This is a genomic window from Bradyrhizobium erythrophlei (assembly GCF_042430365.1).
GTDB lineage: Bacteria > Pseudomonadota > Alphaproteobacteria > Rhizobiales > Xanthobacteraceae > Bradyrhizobium > Bradyrhizobium erythrophlei.
Window position 1 is genome coordinate 149,742 of the sequence record NZ_JBHMET010000154.1, and the last position, 25,109, is coordinate 174,850.

The 25,109-nt window shown below is 64.2% G+C and carries 23 protein-coding genes and 2 pseudogenes; 12 read left to right on the forward strand and 13 right to left on the reverse strand.

What is annotated here, in order from left to right; all coding sequences use genetic code 11:
• Positions 1 to 35: 35 nt before the first annotated feature.
• The 3 genes from ACFFWD_RS24140 to ACFFWD_RS24150 form a co-directional block, all read right to left on the reverse strand.
• The gene (locus ACFFWD_RS24140) at positions 36 to 1,517 is read right to left on the reverse strand and encodes a M20 family peptidase (RefSeq protein WP_376969236.1); all 1,482 of its coding nucleotides are present in this window, start codon (positions 1,515 to 1,517) and stop codon (positions 36 to 38) included.
• 2 nt (positions 1,518 to 1,519) lie between these two features.
• Positions 1,520 to 2,050, reverse strand: a complete 531-nt coding sequence (gene ppa / locus ACFFWD_RS24145; RefSeq protein ID WP_376969238.1) for an inorganic diphosphatase — start codon at positions 2,048 to 2,050, stop codon at positions 1,520 to 1,522.
• A 166-nt stretch (positions 2,051 to 2,216) separates the two neighbouring features.
• Positions 2,217 to 2,726, reverse strand: coding sequence for a GNAT family N-acetyltransferase (locus ACFFWD_RS24150; protein ID WP_376969240.1), 510 nt, complete (start codon positions 2,724 to 2,726; stop codon positions 2,217 to 2,219).
• Positions 2,727 to 2,999: 273 nt separating this feature from the next.
• On the opposite strand from ACFFWD_RS24150, the gene ACFFWD_RS24155 reads away from it, so the two are divergent.
• From ACFFWD_RS24155 to ACFFWD_RS24170, 4 genes are read left to right on the forward strand one after another with little or no spacing between them, the layout of a single operon-like run.
• On the forward strand, positions 3,000 to 3,899 hold the full coding sequence (locus ACFFWD_RS24155; protein WP_376969242.1) for an alpha/beta hydrolase family protein: 900 nt from the start codon (positions 3,000 to 3,002) through the stop codon (positions 3,897 to 3,899).
• A complete protein-coding gene (locus ACFFWD_RS24160; RefSeq protein ID WP_376969244.1) occupies positions 3,896 to 4,363 on the forward strand; it encodes a DUF2269 family protein in 468 nt (155 codons plus the stop codon). The genes ACFFWD_RS24155 and ACFFWD_RS24160 overlap by 4 nt, the downstream gene beginning before the upstream one ends.
• A gap of 9 nt (positions 4,364 to 4,372) precedes the next feature.
• Positions 4,373 to 5,692, forward strand: coding sequence for an SDR family oxidoreductase (locus ACFFWD_RS24165; protein WP_376969246.1), 1,320 nt, complete (start codon positions 4,373 to 4,375; stop codon positions 5,690 to 5,692).
• Between the two features lie 59 nt (positions 5,693 to 5,751).
• Complete coding sequence (locus tag ACFFWD_RS24170) at positions 5,752 to 6,159, forward strand: thiol-disulfide oxidoreductase DCC family protein (RefSeq protein WP_376969248.1); 408 nt, start codon at positions 5,752 to 5,754, stop codon at positions 6,157 to 6,159.
• Between the two features lie 100 nt (positions 6,160 to 6,259).
• Here ACFFWD_RS24170 and ACFFWD_RS24175 read toward each other — a convergent pair whose 3' ends face one another.
• The 3 genes and pseudogenes from ACFFWD_RS24175 to ACFFWD_RS24185 all read right to left on the reverse strand — a co-directional run.
• Positions 6,260 to 7,507: a flavin monoamine oxidase family protein gene (locus ACFFWD_RS24175; protein WP_376969250.1), complete on the reverse strand. Its 1,248-nt coding sequence runs from the start codon at positions 7,505 to 7,507 to the stop codon at positions 6,260 to 6,262.
• Between the two features lie 165 nt (positions 7,508 to 7,672).
• Positions 7,673 to 9,499, reverse strand: coding sequence for a translational GTPase TypA (gene typA / locus ACFFWD_RS24180; RefSeq protein ID WP_376969252.1), 1,827 nt, complete (start codon positions 9,497 to 9,499; stop codon positions 7,673 to 7,675).
• A 347-nt stretch (positions 9,500 to 9,846) separates the two neighbouring features.
• Positions 9,847 to 9,951 (reverse strand): annotated as a pseudogene (locus tag ACFFWD_RS24185) (Crp/Fnr family transcriptional regulator); the annotation flags it as partial.
• A 74-nt stretch (positions 9,952 to 10,025) separates the two neighbouring features.
• Here ACFFWD_RS24185 and ACFFWD_RS24190 point away from each other — a divergent pair.
• Positions 10,026 to 11,192 (forward strand): hypothetical protein, encoded by a 1,167-nt coding sequence (locus tag ACFFWD_RS24190; protein WP_376969254.1) that lies wholly within the window; start codon positions 10,026 to 10,028, stop codon positions 11,190 to 11,192.
• A gap of 63 nt (positions 11,193 to 11,255) precedes the next feature.
• On the opposite strand, the gene ACFFWD_RS24195 is transcribed toward ACFFWD_RS24190, so the two are convergent.
• The 3 genes from ACFFWD_RS24195 to ACFFWD_RS24205 form a co-directional block, all read right to left on the reverse strand.
• Entirely contained in the window at positions 11,256 to 12,254 is a 999-nt protein-coding gene (locus ACFFWD_RS24195; protein WP_376969256.1) for an N-acetylmuramoyl-L-alanine amidase family protein, read from the reverse strand.
• Positions 12,255 to 12,404: 150 nt separating this feature from the next.
• Positions 12,405 to 13,964 (reverse strand): alkaline phosphatase D family protein, encoded by a 1,560-nt coding sequence (locus ACFFWD_RS24200; protein WP_376969258.1) that lies wholly within the window; start codon positions 13,962 to 13,964, stop codon positions 12,405 to 12,407.
• A gap of 131 nt (positions 13,965 to 14,095) precedes the next feature.
• Positions 14,096 to 15,508 carry a TAXI family TRAP transporter solute-binding subunit gene (locus ACFFWD_RS24205; RefSeq protein ID WP_376969260.1) on the reverse strand — a complete coding sequence of 471 codons (1,413 nt, stop codon included), beginning with the start codon at positions 15,506 to 15,508 and terminating at the stop codon, positions 14,096 to 14,098.
• Between the two features lie 301 nt (positions 15,509 to 15,809).
• Between ACFFWD_RS24205 and ACFFWD_RS24210 the strand changes: the two genes are divergently transcribed.
• A complete protein-coding gene (locus ACFFWD_RS24210) occupies positions 15,810 to 16,115 on the forward strand; it encodes a 4a-hydroxytetrahydrobiopterin dehydratase (protein ID WP_376969262.1) in 306 nt (101 codons plus the stop codon).
• 89 nt (positions 16,116 to 16,204) lie between these two features.
• Here the strand turns inward: ACFFWD_RS24210 and bfr are convergent, their stop codons facing one another.
• Complete coding sequence (bfr, locus tag ACFFWD_RS24215) at positions 16,205 to 16,687, reverse strand: bacterioferritin (protein ID WP_376969264.1); 483 nt, start codon at positions 16,685 to 16,687, stop codon at positions 16,205 to 16,207.
• Positions 16,688 to 16,914: 227 nt separating this feature from the next.
• On the opposite strand from bfr, the gene ACFFWD_RS24220 reads away from it, so the two are divergent.
• The 5 genes and pseudogenes from ACFFWD_RS24220 to ACFFWD_RS24240 all read left to right on the forward strand — a co-directional run bounded on the left by ACFFWD_RS24220 (position 16,915) and on the right by ACFFWD_RS24240 (position 20,666).
• On the forward strand, positions 16,915 to 17,283 hold the full coding sequence (locus ACFFWD_RS24220; protein ID WP_376969266.1) for a VOC family protein: 369 nt from the start codon (positions 16,915 to 16,917) through the stop codon (positions 17,281 to 17,283).
• Between the two features lie 100 nt (positions 17,284 to 17,383).
• Complete coding sequence (locus ACFFWD_RS24225) at positions 17,384 to 18,304, forward strand: complex I NDUFA9 subunit family protein (protein WP_376969268.1); 921 nt, start codon at positions 17,384 to 17,386, stop codon at positions 18,302 to 18,304.
• Between the two features lie 70 nt (positions 18,305 to 18,374).
• Positions 18,375 to 18,833, forward strand: a pseudogene (locus tag ACFFWD_RS24230) (outer membrane protein); the annotation flags it as partial.
• Between the two features lie 270 nt (positions 18,834 to 19,103).
• Complete coding sequence (locus ACFFWD_RS24235; RefSeq protein WP_376969269.1) at positions 19,104 to 19,481, forward strand: YkvA family protein; 378 nt, start codon at positions 19,104 to 19,106, stop codon at positions 19,479 to 19,481.
• Positions 19,482 to 19,490: 9 nt separating this feature from the next.
• Positions 19,491 to 20,666 (forward strand): adenylate/guanylate cyclase domain-containing protein, encoded by a 1,176-nt coding sequence (locus tag ACFFWD_RS24240; protein ID WP_376969271.1) that lies wholly within the window; start codon positions 19,491 to 19,493, stop codon positions 20,664 to 20,666.
• A gap of 105 nt (positions 20,667 to 20,771) precedes the next feature.
• Here ACFFWD_RS24240 and ACFFWD_RS24245 read toward each other — a convergent pair whose 3' ends face one another.
• From ACFFWD_RS24245 to ACFFWD_RS24255, 3 genes are all read right to left on the reverse strand, one after another.
• Entirely contained in the window at positions 20,772 to 21,938 is a 1,167-nt protein-coding gene (locus ACFFWD_RS24245) for a TAXI family TRAP transporter solute-binding subunit (RefSeq protein ID WP_376969272.1), read from the reverse strand.
• An 18-nt stretch (positions 21,939 to 21,956) separates the two neighbouring features.
• Positions 21,957 to 22,850, reverse strand: coding sequence for a hypothetical protein (locus tag ACFFWD_RS24250; protein WP_376969274.1), 894 nt, complete (start codon positions 22,848 to 22,850; stop codon positions 21,957 to 21,959).
• A gap of 298 nt (positions 22,851 to 23,148) precedes the next feature.
• Positions 23,149 to 24,123: an NADPH:quinone oxidoreductase family protein gene (locus ACFFWD_RS24255; RefSeq protein WP_376969276.1), complete on the reverse strand. Its 975-nt coding sequence runs from the start codon at positions 24,121 to 24,123 to the stop codon at positions 23,149 to 23,151.
• A 113-nt stretch (positions 24,124 to 24,236) separates the two neighbouring features.
• Between ACFFWD_RS24255 and ACFFWD_RS24260 the strand changes: the two genes are divergently transcribed.
• A complete protein-coding gene (locus ACFFWD_RS24260) occupies positions 24,237 to 25,076 on the forward strand; it encodes an SDR family oxidoreductase (RefSeq protein ID WP_376969278.1) in 840 nt (279 codons plus the stop codon).
• The last annotated feature ends 33 nt before the right edge of the window (positions 25,077 to 25,109 follow it).

Consider the following 25,109-nt stretch of genomic DNA (forward strand, 5'->3'; position numbering starts at 1 on the left):
ACCTCTCCCGCCTGCGGGGCGAGGGCGTGCAACAGTCACCCGGCGGTGTTCTCGATCAGGCGCCGGTAGAAGCGGATCATGTCGGCATAACCCTCGACGCTGAGGCGCTCGTTGGTGCCGTGGAAACGCTTCAGGTCCTCGGTATTGGCGCGCACCGGCGAAAAGCGGAAAATCTTGTCGGTGGCGCCGACATAGTGCCGCGAGTCGGTTGCGGCGACCATCAGGCCCGGCGAGACGATCACGTCGGGATAGACCTCCCGAATGGTGCGGGCGAGCGCCTGGAACGACGCGCTGTCGCTGGTCGTGACCGGCGGCGGGTCGGTATTGCCGGGAAACGGCTTGATCGAGATGCGGTCGTTCTGGATGGCGTTGCGCACGTGATCGGTGATGCTTGCCTGGGTGTCGCCCGGCAGCAGGCGGAAATTGACGGTGGCTTCCGCGATGCCGGGCAGCACATTGTCCTTGTCGCCGGCATTGAAGATGGTCAGCGCGGTCGTCGTGCGCACGGTCGCTTCGGCCGCGCCGCTCTTGGCGAATTCGCGCAGCAGCAGCGGCTTGAACAGCCAGAGATTCGACAGCGCCATGCGATTGAGGCCGCTTGCTTCCGGCGCCAGCGTGTCGAACATGTCGGCGACCGTGCCGCGGATCTGCATCGGCAGGCGGTGATCCTCGAGCTTCACCAGCGCTGCCGCCATCATGCCGATGGCAGTCTCGCGCGGCGGCATCGAGGAATGGCCCGGCGCGGTATGCGCATTCAGCACCAGCGTGGCATAGCCCTTCTCGGCAAGGCCGATCAGGGCGATCGGCTTGTCGAGCCCCTTGATCATCCCGTCGATGATCAAAAGGCCCTCGTCGAGCACGAAGTCGAGCCTGACGCCGCGTGAGGCCAATAGCGCAGCGATCGCCTTGGCGCCGCCTGTGCCGGCGATCTCCTCGTCATGACCGAACGCGAAATAGATCGTCCGTTTCGGCCGGAAGCCGGCCTTCGCCATCGCCTCGGCGGCCTCCAGCATCGAATAGAGGTTGCCCTTGTCGTCCCAGGAGCCGCGGCCCCAGACATAGCCGTCGGCGATCACGCCGTCATAGGGCGGCTGTTGCCAGTCCTTGTCGGTGCCGGGCGCCACCGGCACCACGTCCTGATGCGCCAGCAGCGCGATCGGCTGCGCCTTGGGATCGGAGCCTTCCCAGGTGTAGAGCAAGCTCAAATCGGCGACGACCTCGCGCTTGGCGACCGCGTGGAACGCCGGAAAGCTCCTTTCGATATGGGCCTGCATGCCGCGCAGCGCGTCGGCATGCTGATCGGGCTTGTCGAAATTCGAGACGGTTCTGAAGCGGATCGCCTCGGCGAGCCGCCCTGCGGCGGCTTTTTCATCGACCGCCACGCGGGGGATCGCGGCGACCTGGATCTGCCGCGAGCCGTGGGAGAACGTGTTGAAGGCGAGCGCGCCGGCGAGCACGAGGATCGTGGCGATCAGCACCAGGACAATGTTGCGGATGATCCTGAAGGCGCGGCGCATGCCTACTTCTTTTGCGCCCGCGCGATGCCTTCCATGATCAGCTTGCAGGCTTCGTCGGCGTCGCCCCAGCGCAGCACCTTCACCCACTTGCCCTTCTCGAGATCCTTGTAGTGCTCGAAGAAGTGCTGGATCTGCTGCAGCGTGATGTCGGGAAGATCGCTGTAGTTCTTTACCTTGTCGTAGCGCTGGGTCAGCTTCGACGAGGGTACCGCGATGATCTTCTCGTCGCCGCCGGCCTCATCCTCCATGAGCAGCACGCCGACGGGGCGGACGCTCATCACGGCGCCCGGCACAATCGCGCGGGTGTTGATGATCAGGACGTCGCATGGATCGCCGTCGCCGGACAGCGTGTGCGGAATGAAGCCGTAATTGCCGGGGTAGCGCATCGGCGTATAGAGGAAACGGTCGACCACCAGCGTGCCGGCGTCCTTGTCCATCTCGTATTTGATCGGCTCGCCGCCCACGGGCACTTCGATGATGACGTTGACGTCGTGGGGCGGATTCTTTCCGGTCGATATGGCGTCGATACGCATGGATTGCTCCGCGTGGCCTGAGAAGTTGAGAAACGATGTGAGTTTTTTTGTTCTGGCGCTTTCGTGGCGCGAAGCCGGTATAGCGCCCGGCAGCCGCCAGGCAGGCTTTCGCGCGAAGCGCTCAGCCGTGTTTAGCCTTGCTGCAGCTGCGAGAGAAGCAGGATTTTCAGTTGGTCCAGGCGAAAGCGATCTTGTCGAGCGACTTGGGCCCGAATCGCTCCGACGAGCGCGCCACCATCCGGCCGCCGAGCGCGCGATAGAACTCCGTCGCGGCGTCGTTGTCGGACAGCGCCCAGACCACCATGCTCTTCAGCCCGCTCTGCATGAGATCGCGGCGCGCTGACGTGAACAGGCGGCGGCCGAAGCCGAGGCCCTGAAATTCGGGCCGCAGGTAGAGCTCGTAAATCTCGCCTTCGTAGTGCAGGCTGCGGGCACGGTTGCGACCGTAATTGGCATAGCCCGCGATCTTGTCACCGAACACCAGCACGCTGACGCGGCTGCCCTTGCGGATCGCGCTATCCCACCACTGCGGGCCGCGGCGGTTGATCAGCTTCTCGAGCTCCGCGCCGGGGATGATGCCCTGATAGGCCGAGCGCCAGGCTTCGTCGTGGGTAGACGCCACCGCGGCTGCGTCTGCAGCTTTGGCCGGCCGGACCTCGATCAGGGTTGTGCTCATAGACCCGATCAAATCAAGTCGCCGGGCTGGCGGCAAGACCTATCGTTAATTATCGGTTAACCTGTGGATTTTCTGCATCAGTTTGCCGAAAACTTGTACCGAAAGAGGACAGGGGCGGCATCGAGCGGCGTTCCGCCGGTCGTCCAGCGGACAACGCGTCGCCGCACGGATTTATGACAGCGCCGATGTCACGGAAAAATGCAGCCGAATTGAGCCGTCGTCGGTATTCTACGGGCGAAATTCAATCGCGGCGCGTTCGCGCCGGGGGCTCGGATGCATTCGGCGAAAGTCCTGGTCGCGGCCGCTGTCCTCGCGCTGCTCGGCGTGCGGGTCGTATCCGCGCAGGTCGGCTTCGGTCCGCAGGGTGGCGAGGGCGAGCCGAACCGGCGCCAGCAATGGCTGGTGCCGTCATCAGATCCGGCCACGCTGTCGCATGCGCTGCTGTTTCGTCCCGCGGGCGGCGGCCCGTTTCCGCTCGCCGTGATCGTGCATGCATCGACGCAGAACGTGCTGCGCCGGGCGCAAATGGCGCAGCCGGAGTATCGCGCGCTCGCCGGCTGGCTCGTGGCCCACGGCTTTGCCGTTCTGGTGCCTGAAAGGCTCGGGCACGGCGCAACGAGCGGAAAGTATGTCGAGGACCAGGGCGGCTGCGACGAGGCGGATTATGCGCGGTCCGGGCACGCCACCGCCGAGGAGATCGCATCTGCGATGGACTATGTCCGCAAGCAGGCCTTCATCCGGCAGGACGGCACGGTCATCGTCGGTCATTCCGCGGGCGGATGGGGTGCGCTGGCACTCGCGGGCGAAAATCCCGGCGGCGTGGCGCGCATCATCGTGTTCGCGCCGGGGCGTGGCGGCCGCGCCAATGACTTCCCGAATCAGGTTTGTGCGCCGCAGACGCTGGTCGCATCCGCGGGCGAATTCGGCGCGCATGCGCGCATTCCGGTGACCTGGCTTGTGGCCACCAATGACAGTTACTTCACGCCTGTCTTCTCGCGCCAGCTCGCGGATGCCTTCGCGAGGGCAGGCGGAAAGGTGGATTTCCGCCAGCTTCCGGCCTACGGCAGCGAAGGTCATTGGTTGGCGGAAACGGAGAACGGCGTGAAGTCGGCGGCATCCGAACTCGAGCGTGCGCTGAAGGCGGCGCGTCCGTTGGCAGGCGGGAAGCGATGACGCTCTACTTCCTCGTCAAATATCTCCACGTGCTCGGCGCCATCGTCATTCTCGGCACCGGGACCGGCATCGCCTTCTTCATGCTGATGGCGCATCGCTCGGGTGATACCGCCTTCATCGCGCGCACCGCTGCGACCGTCGTGGTCGCAGACATGATCTTCACGCTGACCGCCGTGCTGTTGCAGCCGGTCAGCGGCGGGCTGCTGATGATACTGTCGTCGACCAGTTTCACCGAGCGCTGGCTGCTGACGTCGTTCGCGCTATACGCCGTCGCCGGGATGTTCTGGGTGCCGGTGATCTTCATGCAGATGGAGATGCGCGATCTCGCGCAAGCGGCGGCGGAGAAGAGCGAGCCGCTGCCGGCCCGCTATTTTGCGCTGTTCCGGCGCTGGTTCCTGTTCGGCATCCCCGGCTTCGGCTCGGTGATGGCCATCCTCTGGCTGATGCTCGCAAAGCCGTTTTAGGGACTGACAATGCCCGCACAAAATATCCTCCTGTTCGGCGCGTCCGGCTTGATCGGCCGTTACGTCACCGACGCTCTGCGAGCGCGCGGCTTCAATGCGATCGGAATCGCGCGGCAGTTTTTGCCCGCGCAGAAGGTCAGCGCGCTCGATCTCGAACTGCCGGTGATGGCGATGGATGCGGCGGCGCTGGCGCAGCTGCTTCGCACCCATGCCGTCGACATGGTCGTGAATTGCCTCGGCGTGCTGCAGGATGGGCCGGGCAGCGACACCCAGGCGGTGCATCGCGATTTCGTCGCGCGGCTCCTGGATGCGATCCGCGCCAGCGGGCGTGCCATCCGCCTCGTGCACGTCTCGATTCCCGGCACCGCCGATCAGGACCGCACCGCTTTCAGCACCACCAAGCGCGAGGCCGAACGTTTGATCGCAGCGTCCGGCATCGCCTACGCCATCCTGCGTCCGGGGTTTGTCATCGCGCCGGCAGCCTATGGCGGCAGCGCCATGCTGCGCGCGCTGGCGGCGCTGCCGGTCGATCTGCCACCGAGCGAGGCGGCGACGCCGTTCCAGCCGGCGGCGGCCGAGGACATCTCCGCGACCATCGCCTGGCTGGCGGGCCGCGATGTCGCGGATGAGAGCGTGCACGCCGTGACCTGGGATCTGATGCAGCCGCAGCCGGTCACGCTTGGTGGCGTGATCGGCCAGTTCCGCTGGTCGTTCGGCACGGCGAAGGATTTTCGGATCACGCCGCCGGTGTTCCTGATCGATCTCGGAGCCAAACTCGGCGATCTCGCCAGTCGTCTCGGCTGGATGCCGCCGCTGCGCACGACCGCGATCGCCGAGCTGCGCCGCGGCGTCGCGGGCGATCCCGCCGCATGGATGGCGGCGACGGGGATCGTGCCGAAGACGATGGCGCAGGCCGTCGGGGCGCGTCCCGCCACCATCCAGGACAAATGGTTCGCGCGGCTGTTCCTGATCAAGGCGCTGATCATAGCGAGCCTCGTGCTGTTCTGGGTTGCCTCCGGCTTCATCGCGCTGGTCGTGTCTTATGACGCCGCCGCCGGCATCCTGACCGCGCACCATTTTCCGCCCGCTTTGGTCGGGCCGATCACGGTGCTGACCAGCCTGATGGACATGAGCATCGGCGTCTTGATCGCGTTCCGCCGCACCGCGGCGGTCGGCCTGATCGCGGGCATCCTCGCCGCGCTCGGCTACATGATAGGATCGGCAATCCTGACGCCCGACCTCTGGATCGAGCCACTCGGCGCGCTGGTGAAGACAGGGCCTGCAATCGTGCTGATGCTGGTGGCGCTGTTGATGTTGGATAACCGATAGCGTTTTCGAGCGAAGTGGGGACCGGTTCGCATGAAGAAAACGCGTCAAATGGAATCGAGATGACGAACTGGCCCGACGACGATGTGATCCTCTATGACGGCGTCTGCATCTTCTGCTCGCGCTGGGTCCGTTTCGTCATCGCCCGCGATGCTGCGCGCCGGTTTCGCTTCACACCGGTCCAATCGGACTACGGCACGCGGCTGGCAAAAGCATTCGGCATTGATCCCAGTGATCCCGATACCAACGCGGTCGTCCACGGCGGTGTCGCCAAACTGAAGTCCGACGCCGCGCTGACGGTGCTGAGCCTGCTCCCCGGTTGGGGCTGGACGCGCGCGCTGTTCGCGGTCCCAAAGCCGCTGCGCGACGCTGTCTACAGCCTGATCGCGCGCAACCGATACAAGATCTTCGGCAAGTACGAGACGTGCTTCGTGCCGGATGCGGATATGCGGGCGCGGGTGATGGAATAGATTCGTCGTTCCGGGGCGATGCGAAGCATCGAACTACGATGCGCAATTGCGCATCTGAGGTCTGGTCCTTCGGACCATCCCGCAATGACGCGTCCAGCGACTATCGCTTGGATGAAGCTGCCAACGCTTCCTTCGCCGCCCGCTCCCCGCTGTCCCGCGCGCCATGCGCGGTCGAGAAAAAGTGCGGCGAGGTCGCCTCGCCGGCGAAGAACAGGCGGCCGTCGATCGGCGCAGCCAGCACGGCACGCGCGCCGGCGTGGCCGGGCAAAGCGTGCGAATACGAGCCGCGAGCAAAGGGGTCGTGCGACCAGCGCGATTCCTTGAGCGGCTTCAGCTTGCGACGAAAATCGCTGCCGAGGAACGAGACGATCTCGTCGATGCTGTGCGCGGCCATCGCGCCGTCGCCTGCGTCTTCAAGCTGTTGAGCGAAGCGGCCGCCGAAGAAGCCTTCGATGCAGGGCTGACCGAACGGGCGGATGTGATAGGTGCCCATGTCGGTGCGCATCGTGGCACCGCGCAGATTGCCGTCCTTCGGCAGCGCATCCGCCTCGTCGAGCGCCAGCATCACCTTGTCGGCAAGGCCGAGCGGCAGGCCGCGCGCGGCGTCGACCTTGTCGGGCAGTGCGGGGTGAAAGCGGATCGCTTCGTCGGCGATCAGGTTGGTCGGCACGGTGACGATCACCTTGTCCGCCTCGATCGTGCCGCGCGAGGTCTCGATACGTACGCGCTTGGCGGAGTGATCGATCAGATTGACGGCGCAATTCAGCGCGATCGGGACTTCCGAGCCATAAGCCGCAACCAGCGCGCCATAGCCGCGGCGTACCCGCCAGTTGATGTTGGTGTCCTCATAGGCGTCGACGTCGAGGATCGAGACGCGGTCGAGCTCGCTGCCGTTCACATAGGTCGAGATCGCGTCGATCATCGGGTTCCAGCGGTTGCCGGGCTCGAGATAGCGATTGGCGGATGAGTCCTTGCCCGACCGCGCGGCCTGCTCGATGCGATCGTAGAATGCGTCGAGCGCGCGGACGAACTCGTCGCGCTCGGCCTGCGGGAATGCCTTGCCGTAGGCGCGCTCGCGCCAGGGGGGCAGGGTCTTGTCGAGTTCGAAATCCAGCTGTTCGGCGATCGCGACAAAGGTGTTCTGGTCAGCCGAATGCAGCCAGCCGCAGCCGAGGTCGAACACGACGTCAGGCGACGCCTGGATGGTATGCGCGCGCCCGCCGACGCGGTCGCGGGCTTCCAGCACGATTGTCGTGAGACCGGATTCTTTCAGCGCATGCGCGGCGCCGAGGCCGGCTGCGCCTGCGCCGATGATGGCGACGTCGACGGTGGAGGGGAGGGAACTCATGCCCCGGCTCTAGCATGTCCCGGGGCTTGTCTAAAGCCACCCCGCGCATGACTGTCATCACCCGCGAAAGCGGGTGATCCAGTATTCCTGAGGCCGTTGTGATGGAGCCGACGGACCGCGGCGTACTGGATGCCCCGGTCAAGCCGGGGCATGACAGATGGAGGCTTACGCTACAGCTTCCTTGGCCTTCTCCGCGCGCTTGCGGTCGTTCGGGTCGAGGTGCTTCTTGCGCAGGCGGATCGACTTCGGCGTCACCTCGACGAGCTCGTCGTCCTCGATATAGGCGAGCGCCTTTTCCAGCGTCATCCGGATCGGCGGGGTCAGGCGCACCGCCTCGTCCTTCGAGGTGGTGCGGATGTTGGTGAGCTGCTTGCCCTTCAGCACGTTGATCTCGAGATCATTGTCGCGGGTGTGCTCGCCGACGATCATGCCCTTGTAGACCTTCCAGCCCGGCTCGATCATCATCGGGCCGCGGTCTTCCAGCTTGAACATCGCATAGGCCACCGCCTCGCCCTGGTCATTGGAGATCAGGACGCCGTTGCGGCGGCCCTGGATCTCGCCCTTGTAGGGGGCATAGCCGTGGAACAGGCGGTTCATGATCGCGGTGCCGCGGGTGTCGGTGAGCAATTCGCCCTGATAGCCGATCAGGCCGCGGGTCGGCGCGTAGAATACCAGCCGCAGGCGGTTGCCGCCGGAGGGGCGCATCTCGATCATCTCGGCCTTGCGCTCGCTCATCTTCTGCACGACGACGCCGGAATGCTCCTCGTCGACGTCGATCACGACCTCCTCGATCGGCTCGTGCCAGCCGCCTGTGGCCTCGTCCTTCTGCAGCACGACGCGCGGGCGCGACACCGAGAGCTCGAAGCCCTCGCGGCGCATGGTCTCGATCAGGATCGCGAGCTGCAATTCGCCGCGGCCGGAGACTTCCATCGAATCCTTGTCGGCGGCCTCGACGACGCGCAGCGCGACATTGCCCTCGGCCTCGCGCATCAGGCGGTCGCGGATCATGCGGCTCGTCACCTTGTCGCCCTCGGTACCGGCGAGCGGCGAGTTGTTGACGATGAACGACATCGACACGGTCGGCGGATCGATCGGCTGCGCCGGTAGCGGCGTCTCGACGCTAGGGTCGCAGAACGTGTCGGCAACGGTACCCTTGGTGAGACCGGCAATGGCGACGATGTCGCCGGCTTCCGCCTCATCGAGCGGCGTGCGCTCGAGGCCGCGGAAAGCGAGGATCTTGGTCAGGCGGCCCTGCTCGATCAGCTTGCCGTCGGCGGACAAAACCTTGACCTGCTGGTTCGGCTTGATCGAGCCCGACGAGATGCGGCCGGTGATGATGCGGCCGAGATAGGGATTGGCCTCGAGGATGGTGCCGATCATGCGGAACGGACCTTCTTCGACCTTCGGCGGCTCGACATGGCGCACGATCAGGTCGAACAGCGGCTGCATGCCGAGGTCCTTCGGACCTTCCGGGCTCTCGGCCATCCAACCCTGCTTGGCTGATCCGTAGAGGATCGGGAAATCGAGCTGTTCTTCAGAGGCATCGAGCGCTGCGAACAGGTCGAACACCTCGTTGATGACTTCGGTCGGGCGCGCGTCGGGGCGGTCGACCTTGTTGATGACGACGATCGGCTTCAGGCCGATCTTGAGCGCCTTCGACACCACGAACTTGGTCTGCGGCAGCGGGCCCTCGGCGGCGTCGACCAGCACCAGCGCGCCGTCCACCATGTTGAGGATGCGCTCGACCTCGCCGCCGAAATCGGCGTGGCCGGGCGTGTCGACGATGTTGATGCGGAGGTCCTTCCACTGCACGGAAGCGGCCTTGGCCAGAATGGTGATGCCGCGCTCACGCTCCAGGTCGTTGGAGTCCATGGCGCGCTCGGCGACCTTCTGATTTTCGCGGAAGGTGCCGGATTGCTGCAGCAGGCGGTCGACGAGGGTAGTCTTGCCGTGGTCGACGTGGGCGATGATGGCGACGTTACGAAGGTTCATGGCTCTTCTTCTGGTCGTGCAAAGGGTCCTGAGCGCGATCTCGCCGGACCATCGTGGCCGGCCGTTCGCTCACGCGGCCCTTCCGGGCCCGGATCACGCTCATACCTAAGAAATTTGACGGGGACGCATCGCCCCAAAAAGGAAACCCGGCCAATGGACCGGGACCTTGCGCGTTGCGCCGCAATATAGTCAGAAAACGTCAAAAAACAACGGTTTATTGGCGGTTTGGTTGACCGATTTTCGGGCTCCGAACACGGGTTTCCACGGGGTCTTGGGGGCAATTTGGCCAAAAACGCATCTGCTCGGGGCCCTCGCAGGTTGCGCGAGGGGATCGGGAACGTGTGTTGCTAGTTCGCCGGGTTGTCCTCGCTCGGATAGACCCCGCGCAGCACCTCCTCGAAATGGTCTCTGACCGCGTCGTTGCACACGCAGGCGCGCTGTCGAGGGCGGTCGGCAGGCGGCGCGTTCGTCGTCTACAATCCGGGATGTCGAATCCTGGTAAAGCTCAAGCATTGGGGAAGCCGTCATGGCGATCAGGAAATCCGCCGCTGCGCTCGCGGCAGCGCTCGGGCTGCTCCTTACACCGCCGGTCTCCGTCGCCGCCGATGCGATCGTGAGCGCAGTCGCGCCGCTCGCCTCGGTCGCCCTCGGCCACCTCGGCTTCATGTCCCCGGCAATGGCCGAGCCGATTGCGCTCACGACCAAGCAATCGGACACTCTCAAAATCTACAACAATGCGCTGAAAAACTTTGAGTCGATCCTGGGTCAGCGCCGAGCACAGATCAATTCCAATCAAGCACTGCCGAACTTGCCGGGACAGGCCCTCTACCTTGCTCGCGTCGACATGATGAGCGCATACAAGGATCTCACCGACGCGCTTCCGTCCAGGATTGGAAAGCCCAACAAATTCGGAATCCCTCCGGCGTATTTCGACGCCGACAACGAGCCGCTGCTCGATGAATACAGGAAGCTCTTCGACGTCATGGAGGCGCCGCCTCTGCAGGCGCAAAGATCAGGTACCCCATTCAAGGACGTCGTCGATTTGGCAACGGCCATTGCGCGAGCCAAGGGCCTTGATGCCGCGAACGCCGACGTGGCGGGCCGTATCAGCCTCGGCCTTTTCTTTGCCGAGACGAATGGCAAGCAAAATGCAGGGAATGCGCGCTCGAACACATACAAGGGGAGTCTGCAGACCGGTCCGTCCGAGGATCAAAATGGTCGAAAGAAGTGGTCCGCCCTGAAGGGATCAATCGCGGCCCTGGATCCTGCGCTGAGCCTTCGCGATGACAAGGAAGAAGCGCGGGTTGGCGGCCCCGATCATCGGCTCAATCACTGGACCGCCGTGCGGGATGCGCTCATGAACGCACATGCGGATATTTTCCCGCAGGTCCCGGCGATCGCAAGAGCTCTGCCAAATCCGATCGATCAGATGAAGTTCTTCGAACTCATCCAGATCATTCCTACTCCGACCCGGTCCGCACTCAAGTCAGGCAACCTCGTCAGCTACAGAATTTCCGATCCCAGGATCATGGGATACCTGCGAAACAACAGCATCTTTGCTTTCGGACAGGCCGACAGGGTAAGAACATCTGCAACCTTCCGCGAAATCCTCGATGCAATGTGGCTCTTCAACGCCAAGTTTGAACAAGCGCTTGCCAAGTTCGAGGAGATCAAGGCAGGCAAGCAGGGATGAAGTCAGCAGGTGCCAATCGGATCGCGTTTCGCCAAGATGCTCGGATGGCGCGTCACAGGGCGATCAGAGCGGTCCGAGGAGGGCCCATCGCGGCTCGCAGAATTCCTTGACGGCGGCCGCGACGGCGCTGCTGATCATGGTCTGCCGTTCGGGCGAGGCCATCTCGAGCTCCTCGCCCCGGTTGATGATCGAGCCCGCCTCCAGCAGCACGGCAGGCATCCGGGTCTTTCTCAGCACGATGAGCTCATCATAGCTGTAGACGCCGGTTTCCTTGTTCAGCAGCGGGTGCTGGTAGCGACCCATGATGGCCTGCGTGTATTGCTCGGCATAGCGGAGCCCCTGGGCCTTCAATTCCTTGCCGATCAGCTCGGCGAACGAAAGGCTCGTCTTGAAGTCCGGATTGTCGCGCGAGACGAAGACGGAGTACCCGCTGAACCGGTCGCTGAAGTGGCTTTTCCTGCCCTCGAATTCCCAATCCTCGAGCAGTTTGTTGGGCACGGAGTCATGGTGGATCGACAGCAGCAGGTCCGCGTGCAGATTGTCGGCGGCGGCGACGCGCCTGAAGAGGCTGGGCCTGGATTTGCCCTCGGTCAGAAGCAGCCTGGTTTCGGCAAAGCCTTCGGCTTTCAACCTCTGCTCGATCAGCCGCGCAAGGCGCAGGTTGAAGACGAACTCGGCGACATTGCGCGCGCTGATCGCGCCTTCCGATTCAGCCGTATGTCCCACATCCAGTGCGACCCGGAATGTCGAGGGATCGCATTTGGATGCGGTTGGCTTGAGAACGGAAGGCGGCAGGACGGCCGGCCCAAGGGCGGCAAGCCGCGTGGCGCGGGGCTTTGGTGGGGCGCTGTGCTTTGCCAATTTGGTCGGCCTTGCCGACTTCGCGCGCTTTGGTGATTTGGCGTGCTTTGACGAGCTCTTGAAGAAATCCGGCAACCAGCCGGCATCGCTGGGCTCGATCGGCAGCAGCACGAACGCGGCCATGGCGACGACAATGAGACGGCAACGCCGAAACCCGGCAACGATGCCACCGAGCACACGAACGAACTCGCAGCGCTTCATGCTCCGCCCCTCCGGGCCCCCAGCATAACGGCTGCGATATCGGTACCGGAAGAGGCCGGGGACGTCCATCCCCGGTCAATCGCGTCGCCCTGGCCCTGGGCCAAGAGCATCCAGCTAAGGGAGTGCGGTTCCGTCGTGGATGCGACCGGACTACATCGGTTTCGGATCGAGCGTGATCGACCACAGCGCGACGTCGGCGCGGTCGCGCAAGGTGACGGTCATCTGCCCGCTCGCGCCGTCGATCTTGACGTGGCCGAAGAACTGCATCCCGGCCGACGGCGGCAGGTTCTGGTTCTCGAGCCCGGGCGCCTTGATGAACTTCACTTCCGGGCCGAAGGTGTTGTCGAGCTCGTTCGGGCCGAACGTGCCAGCATGCAGCGGCCCGGAGACGAATTCCCAGAACGGATCGAACTCCTGGAACTGCGCCTTGTTCGGGTTGTAGTAGTGCGCGGCGGCGTAGTGCACGTCGGCGGTCAGCCATACTGTGTTGACGACGCCGGATGTCTTGATGAAGCGCAGGATGTCGGCGATCTCGAGCTCGCGGCCGCGCGGCGGTCCGTCGCCCTGCGCGAACGCCTCCGAGCCTTTCTTGCCCGCTTCATCATAGACGATCAGGGACAGCGGCATGTCGGAGGCGATCACCTTCCAGGTGGCGCGCGAGTTGAGCAGGCCGCGCTTCAGCCAGGCGAGCTGGTCGGGTCCGAGGAAGTAGGCGTCGGGACCATATGACGTCTGCTGGTTCGGGCCATTCGGGCCGCGATAGCTACGCTCATCGAGCATGAACACGTCGAGATGCGGCCCGTAGCTCAGCGTGCGATAGACGCGACCCGGCTCGACGATGCTCTCGCGCATCGGATACATCTCGTGGAACGCGCGCGCCGCACGTGCGGCGAGCAGCGTGATGTCGCGCTCCTTGTAGGCCGCGGGCAATTGCTTCGAGAGCGACCAGTTGTTGGTCACCTCGTGGTCGTCCCACTGCACGAAGATCGGCACTTCGGCATTGAAGGCGCGCAGATTGTCGTCGAGGAAGTTGTATTTGTGCGCGGCGCGGAACTCGGCGAGCGTCTCGGCGACCTTCGCCTTCTCCGGAATCGTGACGTTCTTCCAGATTTTGCCGTCCGGCTGCTTCTGCTCGGCGGTGATGACGCTGTCGGCATAGATGGTGTCGCCGGAATGCAGGAAGAAATCCGGCCGGTGCTTCTTCATGGCGGAGAAGGTGAACATGCCGCCGTCATCGGGGTTGATGCCCCAGCCCTGGCCGGCGACGTCGCCGCCCCACACGAAGGAGACGTCGCGGCGATCGCCAGGCGCGGTGCGGAAGCGGCCGACCACCGGCTCGCTGGCGATGTCGATGTGGGAGAGGTCGCGGAAGCGGACCCGATAGAAGATATCCTGGCCCGAGGGCAGGTTCTCCAGCAGCATCTTCGCGGTGAAGTCGCTTTCCGGCAGCGCGTTGATCGGCGGCAGCGCGCGCGCATCCTTGAAGGATTCGGTGGTCGCGACCTCGACCAGCATCTGCGAGGGCCGGTCGGCGCGGGCCCAGACCACGCCGCCGTCGGCGCCGACATCGCCGGACTGCACGCCATGGGTGATCACCGGCCGGTCGGCGGCGCGCGACAGATAGGGCGTCGCGATCAGCCCTGCGCCGGCCGCTGCCGTGGTCGAGAGAAATCGCCGGCGGGTGATATTGCGCGAGAACCGGATTGTCATGGGGGCCTCCAGAGGGTCGCGGGGCGAGAATGCGCCGCAAGCGTGGAAAGACCTAGAAAAATTCCATGACGGAGAGATTACAGGGAAAGAGGAACCCTGCCGCCGGTGGCTTCCTCACAAGATTGTCGGCCCTACGCCGTCCCCGCCGCCCGGAATTGCGACGCGGCGCGCTGCAAATTCTGCGGCATGCTCAGCAGCAGCGCCTTGCGGTCGGCGATGGCGTTGTGGAACTGCTCGAGCGCGATGTTGAACGCGGTCAGCGGGCCCTGCTCGATCGCGCCATGCTCGAAGCACACCAGCGTGTCGCGTAGGATGTCGTCGGCTTCCGCCTGCATCTGGTCGAGCTCGTCGGTCGAATCGCTGTGCCGCGCGGCCTTCAGCATCTCGAGCAGCCGGTCGCGCTGCGAGGTGTTGGTGTTGCGCTCGTCCTTCTTCAGGTAGCCGGCAAACCATGCGCCGAGAGAGCCCATCGCCGAGAGCGCCATCAGGCTCCACCAGATATAATCGCTGTAGCGGTCGAGGAAGGTCTTCTCCTCGCCGTCGACGAAGGCCGCCGCGCCTGGATGCACGGGAATCGTGGCGTCCTTGTCGGTATCCGGCGTCTCGATCTTGGCCGCGAGCGGGAAGTCGTTCTTGAGCGTCTGGCGGACCGCAAACAATTGCCGCGTGAACGCGGCCACCGTCGATTCCGACAGGCCTTTGCGGGCGACGATGTGATGGGCGAAGCTGATGGTCTTGACTTCCTCCTCGGGCCGGTTGGCGGTCCCGAGCGAGCCGGCGGGAATTTCCGCGGCCTCGTAGGCTGGATGGTTCTGCGCGATCGCTTCCGACGCGTCGATGGCGAGGAAGGTGGGCTCGCCGCCGTCGCGGGCCGATGCTGCGATCGCATCGATCGTGATCTTGCTGTTGGCGGGGCCCGCGGCGAGATAGGCGTCGGCCTTCTGGTTGCGGATCGCTTCGACCGCTTCGTTGACCGGGAATTGCAGGATATCGACCTTCATCGGGTCGACGCCATATTGCTGCAGGATCACCCGCAGCAAATTGACGTTGGCCTGGGTGCGGCCGACCACGCCGATCTTGCGGCCGGCGAGCTGCGTGATCTTGGTGATCTTGGCGGCCTTCCTGCCCTTGCCCTTCGCCGGCGGCGGAACCCACAGCACCACGATATTCTTGCGCAGCGTCGCAACCGCCTGCGCGTTCTTCGGCACATCGAGATCGCCGCGGATGATGGCGAGCTCGGCCTTGCCGTCGGCGAGCGTCTGGGCGCTTGCGCTGGCACTGTCGGTTTGCACCGGGCGCAGCCGCACCTGACTATGCTGCGGGCTATTGAAGGCCTGGCTGAGGGCCTGCACCACCTTGATGTCGTCGCTGTTGGGCGGGCCCACCGCGATCCGCAGGGTGACTGGGCGCATCGCAAAATAATAGCCGGCGGCCAGCGTGCCGATGATGGCCAGCACGCCCGCAATCATCACGAAAGTCAGCCGTCGCGCCGTTGAACGGGGCGGCTTCGGCGGTGTATCGGCTGGGCCGGGGCCGTCGGTCATCGATCTCGCAAACAATCGGTTGGGCTAATTCCTGGACGTACCAACGCGCATACGTCAATTAATCTAGCAAATTCCTTGCCGGGCCGAGGTTACATCTCCGTCATGGTTACCAGCGGCCATAGGACGCGATTCCGGCCTGATTTTCGGCTTGGATACCATCCTTGGCGGGCCTGAGGGCCTGATCCCAGGGGATGGGAACCGGTCTCAGAAAAAAACAGGCACCAACAACGAGATGAACGCGCGGGATCATTAGCGCGCAACATCGATTGGGATAAAGTCGGGATCAAACGGGAGGGTTGCCATGATCGAACGGTTGTCGGCGGAGGCACGGAAGGCGGCGCTCTGGGAACTGGCCGGCTGGTCGGAGGTGCCGGGCCGCGAAGCGATCGGCAAGACGTTCGTGTTCAAGGATTTCAACGAGGCGTTCGGCTTCATGTCCCGCGCTGCTTTGGTCGCGGAGAAGAGCGACCATCACCCGGAGTGGAAGAACGTCTACAAGACCGTCGAGGTCGTGTTGGCGACCCACGAGGCCGACGGCGTGACCAAGCGGGACATCGATCTCGCCAAGGCGATGAACGCGATCGCGCGGCAATTCGGGGTCAATTGAGCGGGCTGGTAAGTCCGGATTTGTCAGCGTGGCTCAATGGCCGCTTCGCCATGCACCGACGTGATGGACCAACAGCAGCCGTCGCGACCTTAGTCCTCGTGGAGCTCTCCGATATGACGCTGGGAATATAGCTCGAGGCCGATCCGCGCCACGAGATCGATCTGGGTTTCCAGAAAATCGATATGCTCTTCCTCATCGTGCGTCAGTTGCTCGAACAGATCGCGTGACACGTAATCCTTGACCTGATGGCAATGGGTCGCGGCTTCGGCGTAGAGGGAGCGCGCAGACAATTCGGCTTGCAAGTCGTTCTCGAGCACGGCCTTCACGGTCTTGCCGATATGAAGGGATTCCAGCGTCTGCATGTTGGGAGATCCGTCGAGGAAGATGATGCGCTCGATCAGTCTGTCGGCATGTTGCATCTCTTCAATCGATTCCTTGCGCCAGGTCTTGGCCAGCGCCTTGTAGCCCCAATTGTCGAGCAGGCGGTAGTGCAGCCAGTACTGGTTCACCGCGGTGAGCTCGTGGCGCAGCGCCTTGTTGAGGTAGTCGATAACGTCCTTATCGCCCTTCATGCTCTGCTCCTTTTGCTGATGCCGCCCGGATCGATTGGCTATGCGGGGTCGGAATTTCCTTTCGGTTCGAGCCGATTGTGACGTCCGCCGCTCGCCGGAAGCAGCGACGCATCGAAGGGGCTGCCCGGCGTTGACTTGCGCACCCTTCGACACACATGAGGCGGAGGTTAATCCGTGTGCTGCAACGACAAAAGGCGCGAGCGAAGTCCAACCGGGGAGTTTGGGCCATGATCGAGGGGATCAGCGCGGTCACGCTCGGCACCCATGACATGCCGCGAGCCGTCCGATTCTACCGCGCGCTGGGCTTTGAGGTCCTGTATGGCGGCGAAGCGGCGTCGTTCACCAGCTTTCGGGCCGGGACGGGCTACCTCAACCTCATCGTCCAGCCTGCCGAGCGACGCTGGTCCTGGTGGGGGCGGACCATCTTCTACGTCAACGATGTTGACGCACTTTATGAGCGCGCGCTCGCCGCGGGGTACCACCCGGAGGCCAAGCCCCGCGATGCCGAATGGGGTGAGCGCTTCTTCCATCTGATAGACCCCGACGGCCACGAGCTCAGCTTCGCTCGGCCGTTGCTTCCGGTTTCGGCCCAATAACAGATCGAATCGGTGATCATTCCGGCAGGCGCTGCGAGAGCGTATGCTGTTTCGGGAGGCGCCATCGCCCCGAAGTCAGCTTCGGCTCGGAGACCCCGGGATGGCAGCGAACGGCCGCACCGTCACCGTATTCGGCGGAACCGGTTTTCTCGGCCGCCGCATCGTTCGGCATCTGCGCGATCGGGAATGTCTCGTCCGGATCGCCTCAAGGCATCCGGATCGCGGGCGCAGTCAGCTTGGCCCTGATGATCCGCAACTTCGGTTCGTCCAGGCCGATATCCACGACGAGCGGTCTGTTGCGGAGGCGCTTGCCGGCGCTGACGCCGCCGTCAACACGGTCAGCCTTTACGTCGAGCACGGCCAGGAGACGTTTCACTCCGTTCACGTCGAGTCCGCCCAACGGGTGGCAGCCCAGGCGCTCCGGGCCGGAGTTGAAAGGCTCGTTCACGTGTCAGGCATCGGCGCCGATCCTGCGTCGCGATCGCGGTATATCCGGGCGCGCGGCGAAGGTGAACGCGTGGTCAGGGCTGCGTTCGCCGACGCACAAATCATCCGACCTGCCGTCATGTTCGGACCCGACGATGCGTTCCTCACGACCCTCGTCACGCTTCTCCGCCGGCTCCCGATCTATCCGATGTTCGACCGCGGCGCGATGAAACTGCAGCCGGCCTATGTGGACGATGTGGCGGAAGCGACGGTTCGGATCATCCAGCGCGCCGAGACGCAGCCTTCGATCTTCGAGTGCGGCGGCCCCCGCGTCTACTCTTACGCGGAGTTGGTCGGGCTCGTCGCGCGCCAGGCTGGCCTCACGCCCATCCTGATCCCGATCCCGCTCGCCATTTGGCACGTGCTGGCACGGGTTTCCGAAATACTCCCAAGCCCACCTCTCACGCGCAATCAGGTGGAGCTGATGCAGATCGATACCGTGTCATCGCCGGAAATGCCCGGCTTTGCCGAACTCGGGATTTCGCCGCAGCCGGTCGAGGCAGTCCTCCAGGAGATGGTGTCAAGGTGCGGATGAAGGGGGCTCATCGGTCAATCTGCTTCAAATGGCGGGTTCGCACCGACGTTCTTTTCGCTGATCTACAGGGGTGTTCGGCCTGGAAGCGCAGGGCAACTGGGCTGATTTCCGCGGCGACCACATCAGCTTGTTCGACCCGACAGAGCGCCTCCGTTCGCGTGTCGACGCGTTTGGTCTGTTCACCGGTCAGGTGGGCTACGCCTGGAACAACGTTCTGCTCTACGTGAAGGGTGGCGCGGCCGTAACTGGCGACAAATATGACGTTTTCAACGTTGCCACCGGTCTGCTCACAGCGTCTGCCAAAGAAACCCGTTGGGGTGGCACTGTTGGCGCCGGTCTGGAATACGGCTTCGCGCCGAACTGGTCGGTTGGCGTCGAATACGACCACCTGTTCATGGGCGGCCGCGACGTCACCTTCACCTCGCCGGTTGGCACTTTCGCTGGCACCGATCGCATCCGCCAGGATGTCGATGTGGGCCTGGTCCGCCTGAACTACCGTTGGGGTGGCCCGGTCGTTGCCAGGTACTGAGACCAGAAACTGACAGCTTTCTCGTCCTGATCCGTTAGGACCAAAGCCCGGCCAAACGGCCGGGCTTTTTCGTTGGATCTCAGATCGTAGGCGCAGCGGTTCTCACCGTACGAGCGCAACCGTGGTCGCGAGGACCAGTGTGGCCGCGAGGACCACGTTCGCAAGGCGGACCACGTCGGACGTTGCGGCAATCTTGCGGCGGTCACCCGACATCCCCAGATTCGGGCCTGTCCGCCGGCGATGCGCCTGGCGGCATCGGGGAACCGTGCGATGGCTACGACAGAACACAGCGTGGGGTTTGAGCCTGCCGACCGGCTGGCGCAGGACCGCGAAAGCGTGCGCCGCCGCTTCTGGATCAAGTTCAAGAAGGTGGTGGCGAAGCTGCCTTTCGCCGAGGACCTGCTTGCCGCCTATTACTGCGCCTTCGACCGGGAGACGCCGCGGCATGTGCAGGCGGCGCTGCTCGGGGCGCTCGCCTATTTCATCCTGCCGTTCGACTTCGTGCCCGACATGCTGCCGATCCTCGGCTTCACCGATGACGCAGCCGTTCTGGCAACCGCAATCCGCATGGTCGCAAGCCACATCACGCCGGAGCATCGCGAAGCCGCGCGTGCCGCGCTGAAGCGCACGACACAAGCGGCCGAGTGAGGGCCGCACGTGCCGACAGTGACTGCCCGCGACGAGACCCATCCCGTCATCCGCTGGCTGATGACGGACGCGCGGCGGCGCGTCGACGCCAACGATTTCCTTGAGGCGTTCGCGCAGCAGTTGCTCGCCGCCGGCATCGACGTCGCGCGCATCACCACCGGAGTGCCGATCCTGCATCCGCAGATCTTTTCCTTCAGCGGGCTGTGGGAGCGCGGCGAGGGCGTGACCGAGCGGCTCTACCGCGCCGGCCCCTCTGCCACGGCGACGATGTCGAACAGTCCGATCCGCATCGCCTATGAGGGCGGCGGTCCGGTCCGTTGCGATCTGACGGCGCCGGCACGTGACGGCGAATTCCCGATCGTCGGGGACCTGCGCCGCGACGGCTACACCGACTATGTCGTCTATTCCGTGCCGTTCGCGGATGGCAGCCACAAGGCGCTGTCGCTCGCGACTCGGCGCGCCGGCGGCTTCAACGCCGATGAGCTCGCGCTGTTCGCTGCGATGATCCCGGCGATCGCCTTCAATATCGAGGTTCAGGCGCTGCGGCGCACCGCGCGCACGCTGCTCGATACTTATGTCGGCCAACAATCCGGCGGTCGCGTGCTGGAAGGCCAGATCACGCGCGGCAGCGGCGAGACGATCCGCGCGGTCATCTGGCTGTGCGATCTACGCGGCTTCACCTCGCTGTCGGAAGCGCTGCCGCGCGATGCCTTGATCGACCTGCTCAACAGCTATTTCGGCCCGATGTGCGATGCGGTCGCCGGTGCCGGCGGCGAGATCCTGAAATTCATCGGCGATGCGATGCTGGCGATCTTCCCGATCGGCGACGATCCGGCATCGATCTGCCGCGCTGCGCTCGCCGCGGCCGAGCGTGCGCAAGCCGCGCTCTCCGAGGAGAATGCAAAACGCGAGCGCGCCGGCCTGCCGCGCATCGAATACGGCCTCGCGCTGCATATCGGCGACGTCATGTACGGCAATATCGGCAGCGACACCCGGCTCGACTTCACCGTGATCGGGCCTGCCGTCAATCTGACGGCGCGCATCGAATCGATGTGCCGGCAGTTGGGACGCCAGCTGCTGCTGTCGTCCGATTTCGTCGGCGCCGGAAGCATCCCCGCGACATCGCTCGGCGCCCATTCGCTCAAGGGCGTCGGCAGCGAGCAGGAGATCTTCGCGCCGGCGTAGAAATGTAGCCCGGATGAAGCGGAGCGAAATCCGGGGCAGTCCATCCTCCGGCAAAAGACTCCCGGATTTCGCTGCGCTCCATCCGGGCTACGTGACCAACGCGCGTTAGCGCTTGTCGCGAACCTGGGCGCGGGCATTGTTTTCCGCTTCCCACGCCCGGAACTGCTTGAACAGCGCCTCCTTATCGGCATCGTTTTGCAGGCGTGCCGCGGCCGGCGACTGCTTCAGGAATTCATCGAAGCGGCTGCGGGTGACGGCTTCGACATTATGCTTCTCCAGCCATTGCTGGGCCACCGGCAGGCGTTGCCAACCCTGCAGCGGTGCCGCCAGCGAGACCTCCCGCCACTTCGGATGGAACGGCGGATTCTGGAACGTCGGAAACTTGGTGAAGAACGCATCCACGAACGTGGCGAGCTTGCGATACCGCTCGGTGTTGGGAGCCCAATTGTAGGCCGCAAGCACGGCCGGAACCGCGATCGTGTCGACGCGCTCTTCGCCCGAGATCAGGTTGGGATAGTCCTTTGCCGTCAGGCTCGCGGGCAGATAGTCGTCCTGCAACGGCTTGTCGTAGTTGACGGTCACCAAATGAAACCGATCGTCCTTGAAGCCGCTCACGGACTTGTAGGGCTTGCCGCCGCACACGATCACGGCGTCGATCTCCCCGGCCCTCAGCTTCTCCAGCGCGATGCGCTGCTCGATATAGACGACCTTCGGCTTCATTCCGAGCCGCTCGAACACCGTCAGCGCGGTCACGAAGGTGCCGCCATTGGGAAGGTCGACGCTGACGGTCTTGCCTTCGAGCTCTTTGAGTTCATGGATCGATTTCGACGCGATCACATGCACTTCTTCGTTATAGAGCTTGGTCACATAGGTGAACTGCTTCTTGATGTCTTTCGCAAAGCCCTTCCGCTCGAGATAATCAAGCGTATCGGATCGAACGATGCCGAGATCGACGCCCTGCAGGAACAGGATGTCGGCGACGCTCTGGACCGAGCCGCGCCCGACGATCGGCAGGATGCGCAGCTTGTTGCCGTCGTCGAGCACCGAGGCGAGGTCGGCGCCGAACTGAACATAGGTGCCGCCGATCGTGCCCGAGATCAGCGTGACCGTGTTGGCGTTCAGGCTTTGCTTGGTGTTTGCGGAGCCGAACTGGAAGATCGCCTTCAGACTGTCGCTGACCTTGGCGGGATCCAGTTCGGTCTGCTCGGCCCGCGCGGCGAAGCCGCAAATCATCATCGTCGTGAACAAGAACAATCCAAACAAACGTCGCATGTGTCCCTCTGAATGAGCTTAATTCTGTAGTTGCGCGAGGCGCTGCTGCGCGGGCTGCGAGCCGAGATCGGCGGCCTTGCGATACCAGTGGCGTGCCATTTCCGGATCGGGCGTGATGCTGCGCTTGTCCAAAGCCCCGAGCACGTCGGGGTCGTAGGTGCGCGCCAGGAGCAGCGCCGCATCCGCATCCTGCGCGTCCGCGGCCCGCTCGAGCAGCAGCCGCGCCGACACGATGTCGCCGATCGCAAGCAGGTTGTTGGCCCGCTTCAGGAGTGCAGCAATTTGATCCGGATCGAGACGTCGTGCCGGCGGTGCTGCTGGTGGCGATGGTTCGAACGGCGCAGCCGCAGGCGCTTCGCGCGCCACGACCTGGCCCTTGATCGCTTCCTGATAGGCTGCCGCGATCTGCTCGCGTGACGGCGAACTTGCGATGGCGGGTGATGCCTCCGTCGCCCCGGCGACCTCGGTCGCTCCCGCCACCCCGGTCGCCCCTGCGACCTTTGTCGTCGCGGCACGAACCGCCCCGGCGATTTCCGCGCGGGCTTCGACCGGCGAAACGCCGATCAGCGTGGCCTTGGCGCTCAGGATCGTGTCGCGCACGCTGCCGACGGACAACAGCGCGACAACTGCCGCTACCGTGGCCGCCGCACCAAGGCCGATGCCGATCCGCGTGGCGCGCGACAGGCCGATCGGCCGGGCTGGCGGCACGTCGAAGTCGGTTTCGTTCGCCGGACCTGGTTCGTTCGCCGGAGGTGAAAGGAACAGCGGAACAGGCTCGTCCGCGCCAAGGTCCTGATCCAGGCGACGCGATCGCCTGTAGCGATAAACCGAAAATCCGGGATCGTTGATATCTGCGCCGACCGCGCTGTTGGGCGGCTCGCCAGATTGCGGCCGCGTTGATTTGTCCACCATGGTGATGCTTCCCCGTTACTCAATGCAACGATTGGGCATCTCTGGTGTCTGGTTGTTGTTCTTGTTGGGGTCCCCGAGCGCCCGTCCCTAAATCGCATGGCGATTGAGCCCAAAAAGCGGCCTCGATCGCCGCGAATTGGGAGAAATTTGGGTTTGATTGCGGCGGAGCAATGCAATTCAGAGAATAAAATTTACAAGGATGGCGCGGTGTCGCGAGCGCAGCTCAACCCGCACGCGAGCGCGGGAACCGGTCGCCGCGCTCGTGCTGCTTGTTATCTGATGATGCGACTTGAGCGCCTCACGGATGCAGGATCACCTTGCCCATCGCCTTGCGGCCGGCGAGCACCTTCAGGGCCTCTGATGTTTGCGACAGCGGGAAGGTGCGGTCGACGTGCGAGGAGATCTTGCCCTCGGCAGTCCACTGCACGAGCTTCTCGAGGTTCTTGCGATTCTTCTCCGGGTTCTGCCGCGCCCATGCGCCCCAGAACACGCCTCTGATATCGCAGCCCTTCAACAGCGCGAGATTGAGCGGGATCTTCGGAATATCGCCGGCGGCAAAGCCGATCACCAGGAAGCGGCCTTCCCATGCGGTGGAGCGCAGCGCGGCCTCGGCGTAGGCGCCGCCGACCGGATCGAACACGATGTCGGCGCCCTTGCCGTCGGTCAGCTTGCGCAGGCCTTCCTTCAGATCCTCCTTGGCGTAGTTCAGCGTCAACTCGGCGCCGTGCTTCTTGGCGAATTCGAGCTTCTCGTCGGATGAGGCACAGGCGATCACCTTCAACCCCATCAGCTTGCCGAGCTCGCAAGCCGCAAGCCCGGTGCCGCCGGCAGCGCCAAGCACCGCAAGCGTCTCGCCCGGCTTCGGGCTCGCGCGATCCTCCAGCGCATGCAGCGCGGTGCCGTAGATGATGATGATGCCGGCGGCGCGATCGTAGTCGAGATTGTCGGGGATCTTCACGATCGCATTCGCCGGCAGCGCAATCTTCTCGCGCGCGCCGTTGTGGCCGCAGGAGGCGACGACGCGATCGCCGACCTTCAAGTCGCTGACACCGGCGCCGACGCTCTCGATCACGCCCGCAATCTCCGCGCCCGGCGAGAACGGGAACGGTGGCTTGATCTGGTACTTGCCCTGGATCATCAGGATGTCGAAGAAATTCAGCGCCGCGGCCTTGATCGCGATCACCGCCTCTCCCGGCCCCGCGACGGGATCGGGCACCTCGGCCAACACGAGATCGTCGGGTTGGCAGTATTGCGAGCAGAGGATGGCTTTCATGGACACACCTGATGTTCGGATGCGCAAGCTTCCTGCTTCATGCCGGATTTGAAGCCGGGCTACAATCCGATTCACGCGCTCGCACGAAGCGTGCCATCGGGAGGAATAAAACAATGTTTCAAACGGATTTGCTGGCCAACAAGCGCATCCTGATTACCGGAGGCGGCTCGGGGCTGGGGGCTGCGATGGGTCGCCGCTTTGCCGAGCTTGGCGCCGAACTGATCATCTGCGGCCGACGGCTCGAATTGCTGGAGGACACCGCAGCCAGATTCCGCAGCGAATTCGGCGGTAAAGTCTCTACCGCGCGCTGCGACATCCGCGACGGCGCGGCGGTCGAGGCGATGATGGATGCGATCTGGAAGGAGGCGCCGATCGACATTCTCGTCAACAATGCTGCCGCAACTTTCATCGCGCAGAGCGAACATCTGTCATTCCGTGCGGCGGACGCGATCCTCGCGCCGACACTGCACGGCACGATGTATTGCACGCTCGCGGCCGGCCGCCGCTGGATCGAGGGCAAGCACAAGGGCGTAGTGCTCTCGATCCTGTCGACCTCGACCATCACCGGGCGCGCCTTCACCGTGCCATCGTCGATGGCGAAGACCGCCGTGCTGGCGATGACCAAGAGCCTTGCGGTCGAATGGGGCCCGAAGGGCATCCGCACCGTCGCGATCGCGCCCGGTGCGTTCCCGACGCCCGGTGCCACCGGCCAGTTGCGTCCCGAGGGCCGCGGCGAGAGCTGGGCGCATCGCGTTCCGCTCGGCCGCCCCGGCGAGCATTCCGAGCTTGCAAACCTTGCGAGCTTTTTGATCTCCGACCAGGCCGGCTACATCAACGGCGAGATGGTGGTGCAGGATGGTGGCGCGCATTTGCGCAGTTCCGGCGCCGAGGACCTGCTGCAATGGACCGATGAGCAGTGGGAGAAGCAGCGCGCCGCGCGGGCCAAGGGGTGAACCAAGCGTTGAGCGCGCCGTGGCTGCGGCCGG

Bases quoted from the DNA above. Each gene is read 5' to 3' on its own strand.
- ACFFWD_RS24140 (WP_376969236.1), bottom strand. From the start codon at position 1,517: ATGCGCCGCGCCTTCAGGATCATCCGCAACATTGTCCTGGTGCTGATC.
- ppa (WP_376969238.1), bottom strand. From the start codon at position 2,050: ATGCGTATCGACGCCATATCGACCGGAAAGAATCCGCCCCACGACGTC.
- ACFFWD_RS24150 (WP_376969240.1), bottom strand. From the start codon at position 2,726: ATGAGCACAACCCTGATCGAGGTCCGGCCGGCCAAAGCTGCAGACGCA.
- ACFFWD_RS24155 (WP_376969242.1), top strand. From the start codon at position 3,000: ATGCATTCGGCGAAAGTCCTGGTCGCGGCCGCTGTCCTCGCGCTGCTC.
- ACFFWD_RS24160 (WP_376969244.1), top strand. From the start codon at position 3,896: ATGACGCTCTACTTCCTCGTCAAATATCTCCACGTGCTCGGCGCCATC.
- ACFFWD_RS24165 (WP_376969246.1), top strand. From the start codon at position 4,373: ATGCCCGCACAAAATATCCTCCTGTTCGGCGCGTCCGGCTTGATCGGC.
- ACFFWD_RS24170 (WP_376969248.1), top strand. From the start codon at position 5,752: ATGACGAACTGGCCCGACGACGATGTGATCCTCTATGACGGCGTCTGC.
- ACFFWD_RS24175 (WP_376969250.1), bottom strand. From the start codon at position 7,507: ATGAGTTCCCTCCCCTCCACCGTCGACGTCGCCATCATCGGCGCAGGC.
- typA (WP_376969252.1), bottom strand. From the start codon at position 9,499: ATGAACCTTCGTAACGTCGCCATCATCGCCCACGTCGACCACGGCAAG.
- ACFFWD_RS24190 (WP_376969254.1), top strand. From the start codon at position 10,026: ATGGCGATCAGGAAATCCGCCGCTGCGCTCGCGGCAGCGCTCGGGCTG.
- ACFFWD_RS24195 (WP_376969256.1), bottom strand. From the start codon at position 12,254: ATGAAGCGCTGCGAGTTCGTTCGTGTGCTCGGTGGCATCGTTGCCGGG.
- ACFFWD_RS24200 (WP_376969258.1), bottom strand. From the start codon at position 13,964: ATGACAATCCGGTTCTCGCGCAATATCACCCGCCGGCGATTTCTCTCG.
- ACFFWD_RS24205 (WP_376969260.1), bottom strand. From the start codon at position 15,508: ATGACCGACGGCCCCGGCCCAGCCGATACACCGCCGAAGCCGCCCCGT.
- ACFFWD_RS24210 (WP_376969262.1), top strand. From the start codon at position 15,810: ATGATCGAACGGTTGTCGGCGGAGGCACGGAAGGCGGCGCTCTGGGAA.
- bfr (WP_376969264.1), bottom strand. From the start codon at position 16,687: ATGAAGGGCGATAAGGACGTTATCGACTACCTCAACAAGGCGCTGCGC.
- ACFFWD_RS24220 (WP_376969266.1), top strand. From the start codon at position 16,915: ATGATCGAGGGGATCAGCGCGGTCACGCTCGGCACCCATGACATGCCG.
- ACFFWD_RS24225 (WP_376969268.1), top strand. From the start codon at position 17,384: ATGGCAGCGAACGGCCGCACCGTCACCGTATTCGGCGGAACCGGTTTT.
- ACFFWD_RS24235 (WP_376969269.1), top strand. From the start codon at position 19,104: ATGGCTACGACAGAACACAGCGTGGGGTTTGAGCCTGCCGACCGGCTG.
- ACFFWD_RS24245 (WP_376969272.1), bottom strand. From the start codon at position 21,938: ATGCGACGTTTGTTTGGATTGTTCTTGTTCACGACGATGATGATTTGC.
- ACFFWD_RS24250 (WP_376969274.1), bottom strand. From the start codon at position 22,850: ATGGTGGACAAATCAACGCGGCCGCAATCTGGCGAGCCGCCCAACAGC.
- ACFFWD_RS24255 (WP_376969276.1), bottom strand. From the start codon at position 24,123: ATGAAAGCCATCCTCTGCTCGCAATACTGCCAACCCGACGATCTCGTG.
- ACFFWD_RS24260 (WP_376969278.1), top strand. From the start codon at position 24,237: ATGTTTCAAACGGATTTGCTGGCCAACAAGCGCATCCTGATTACCGGA.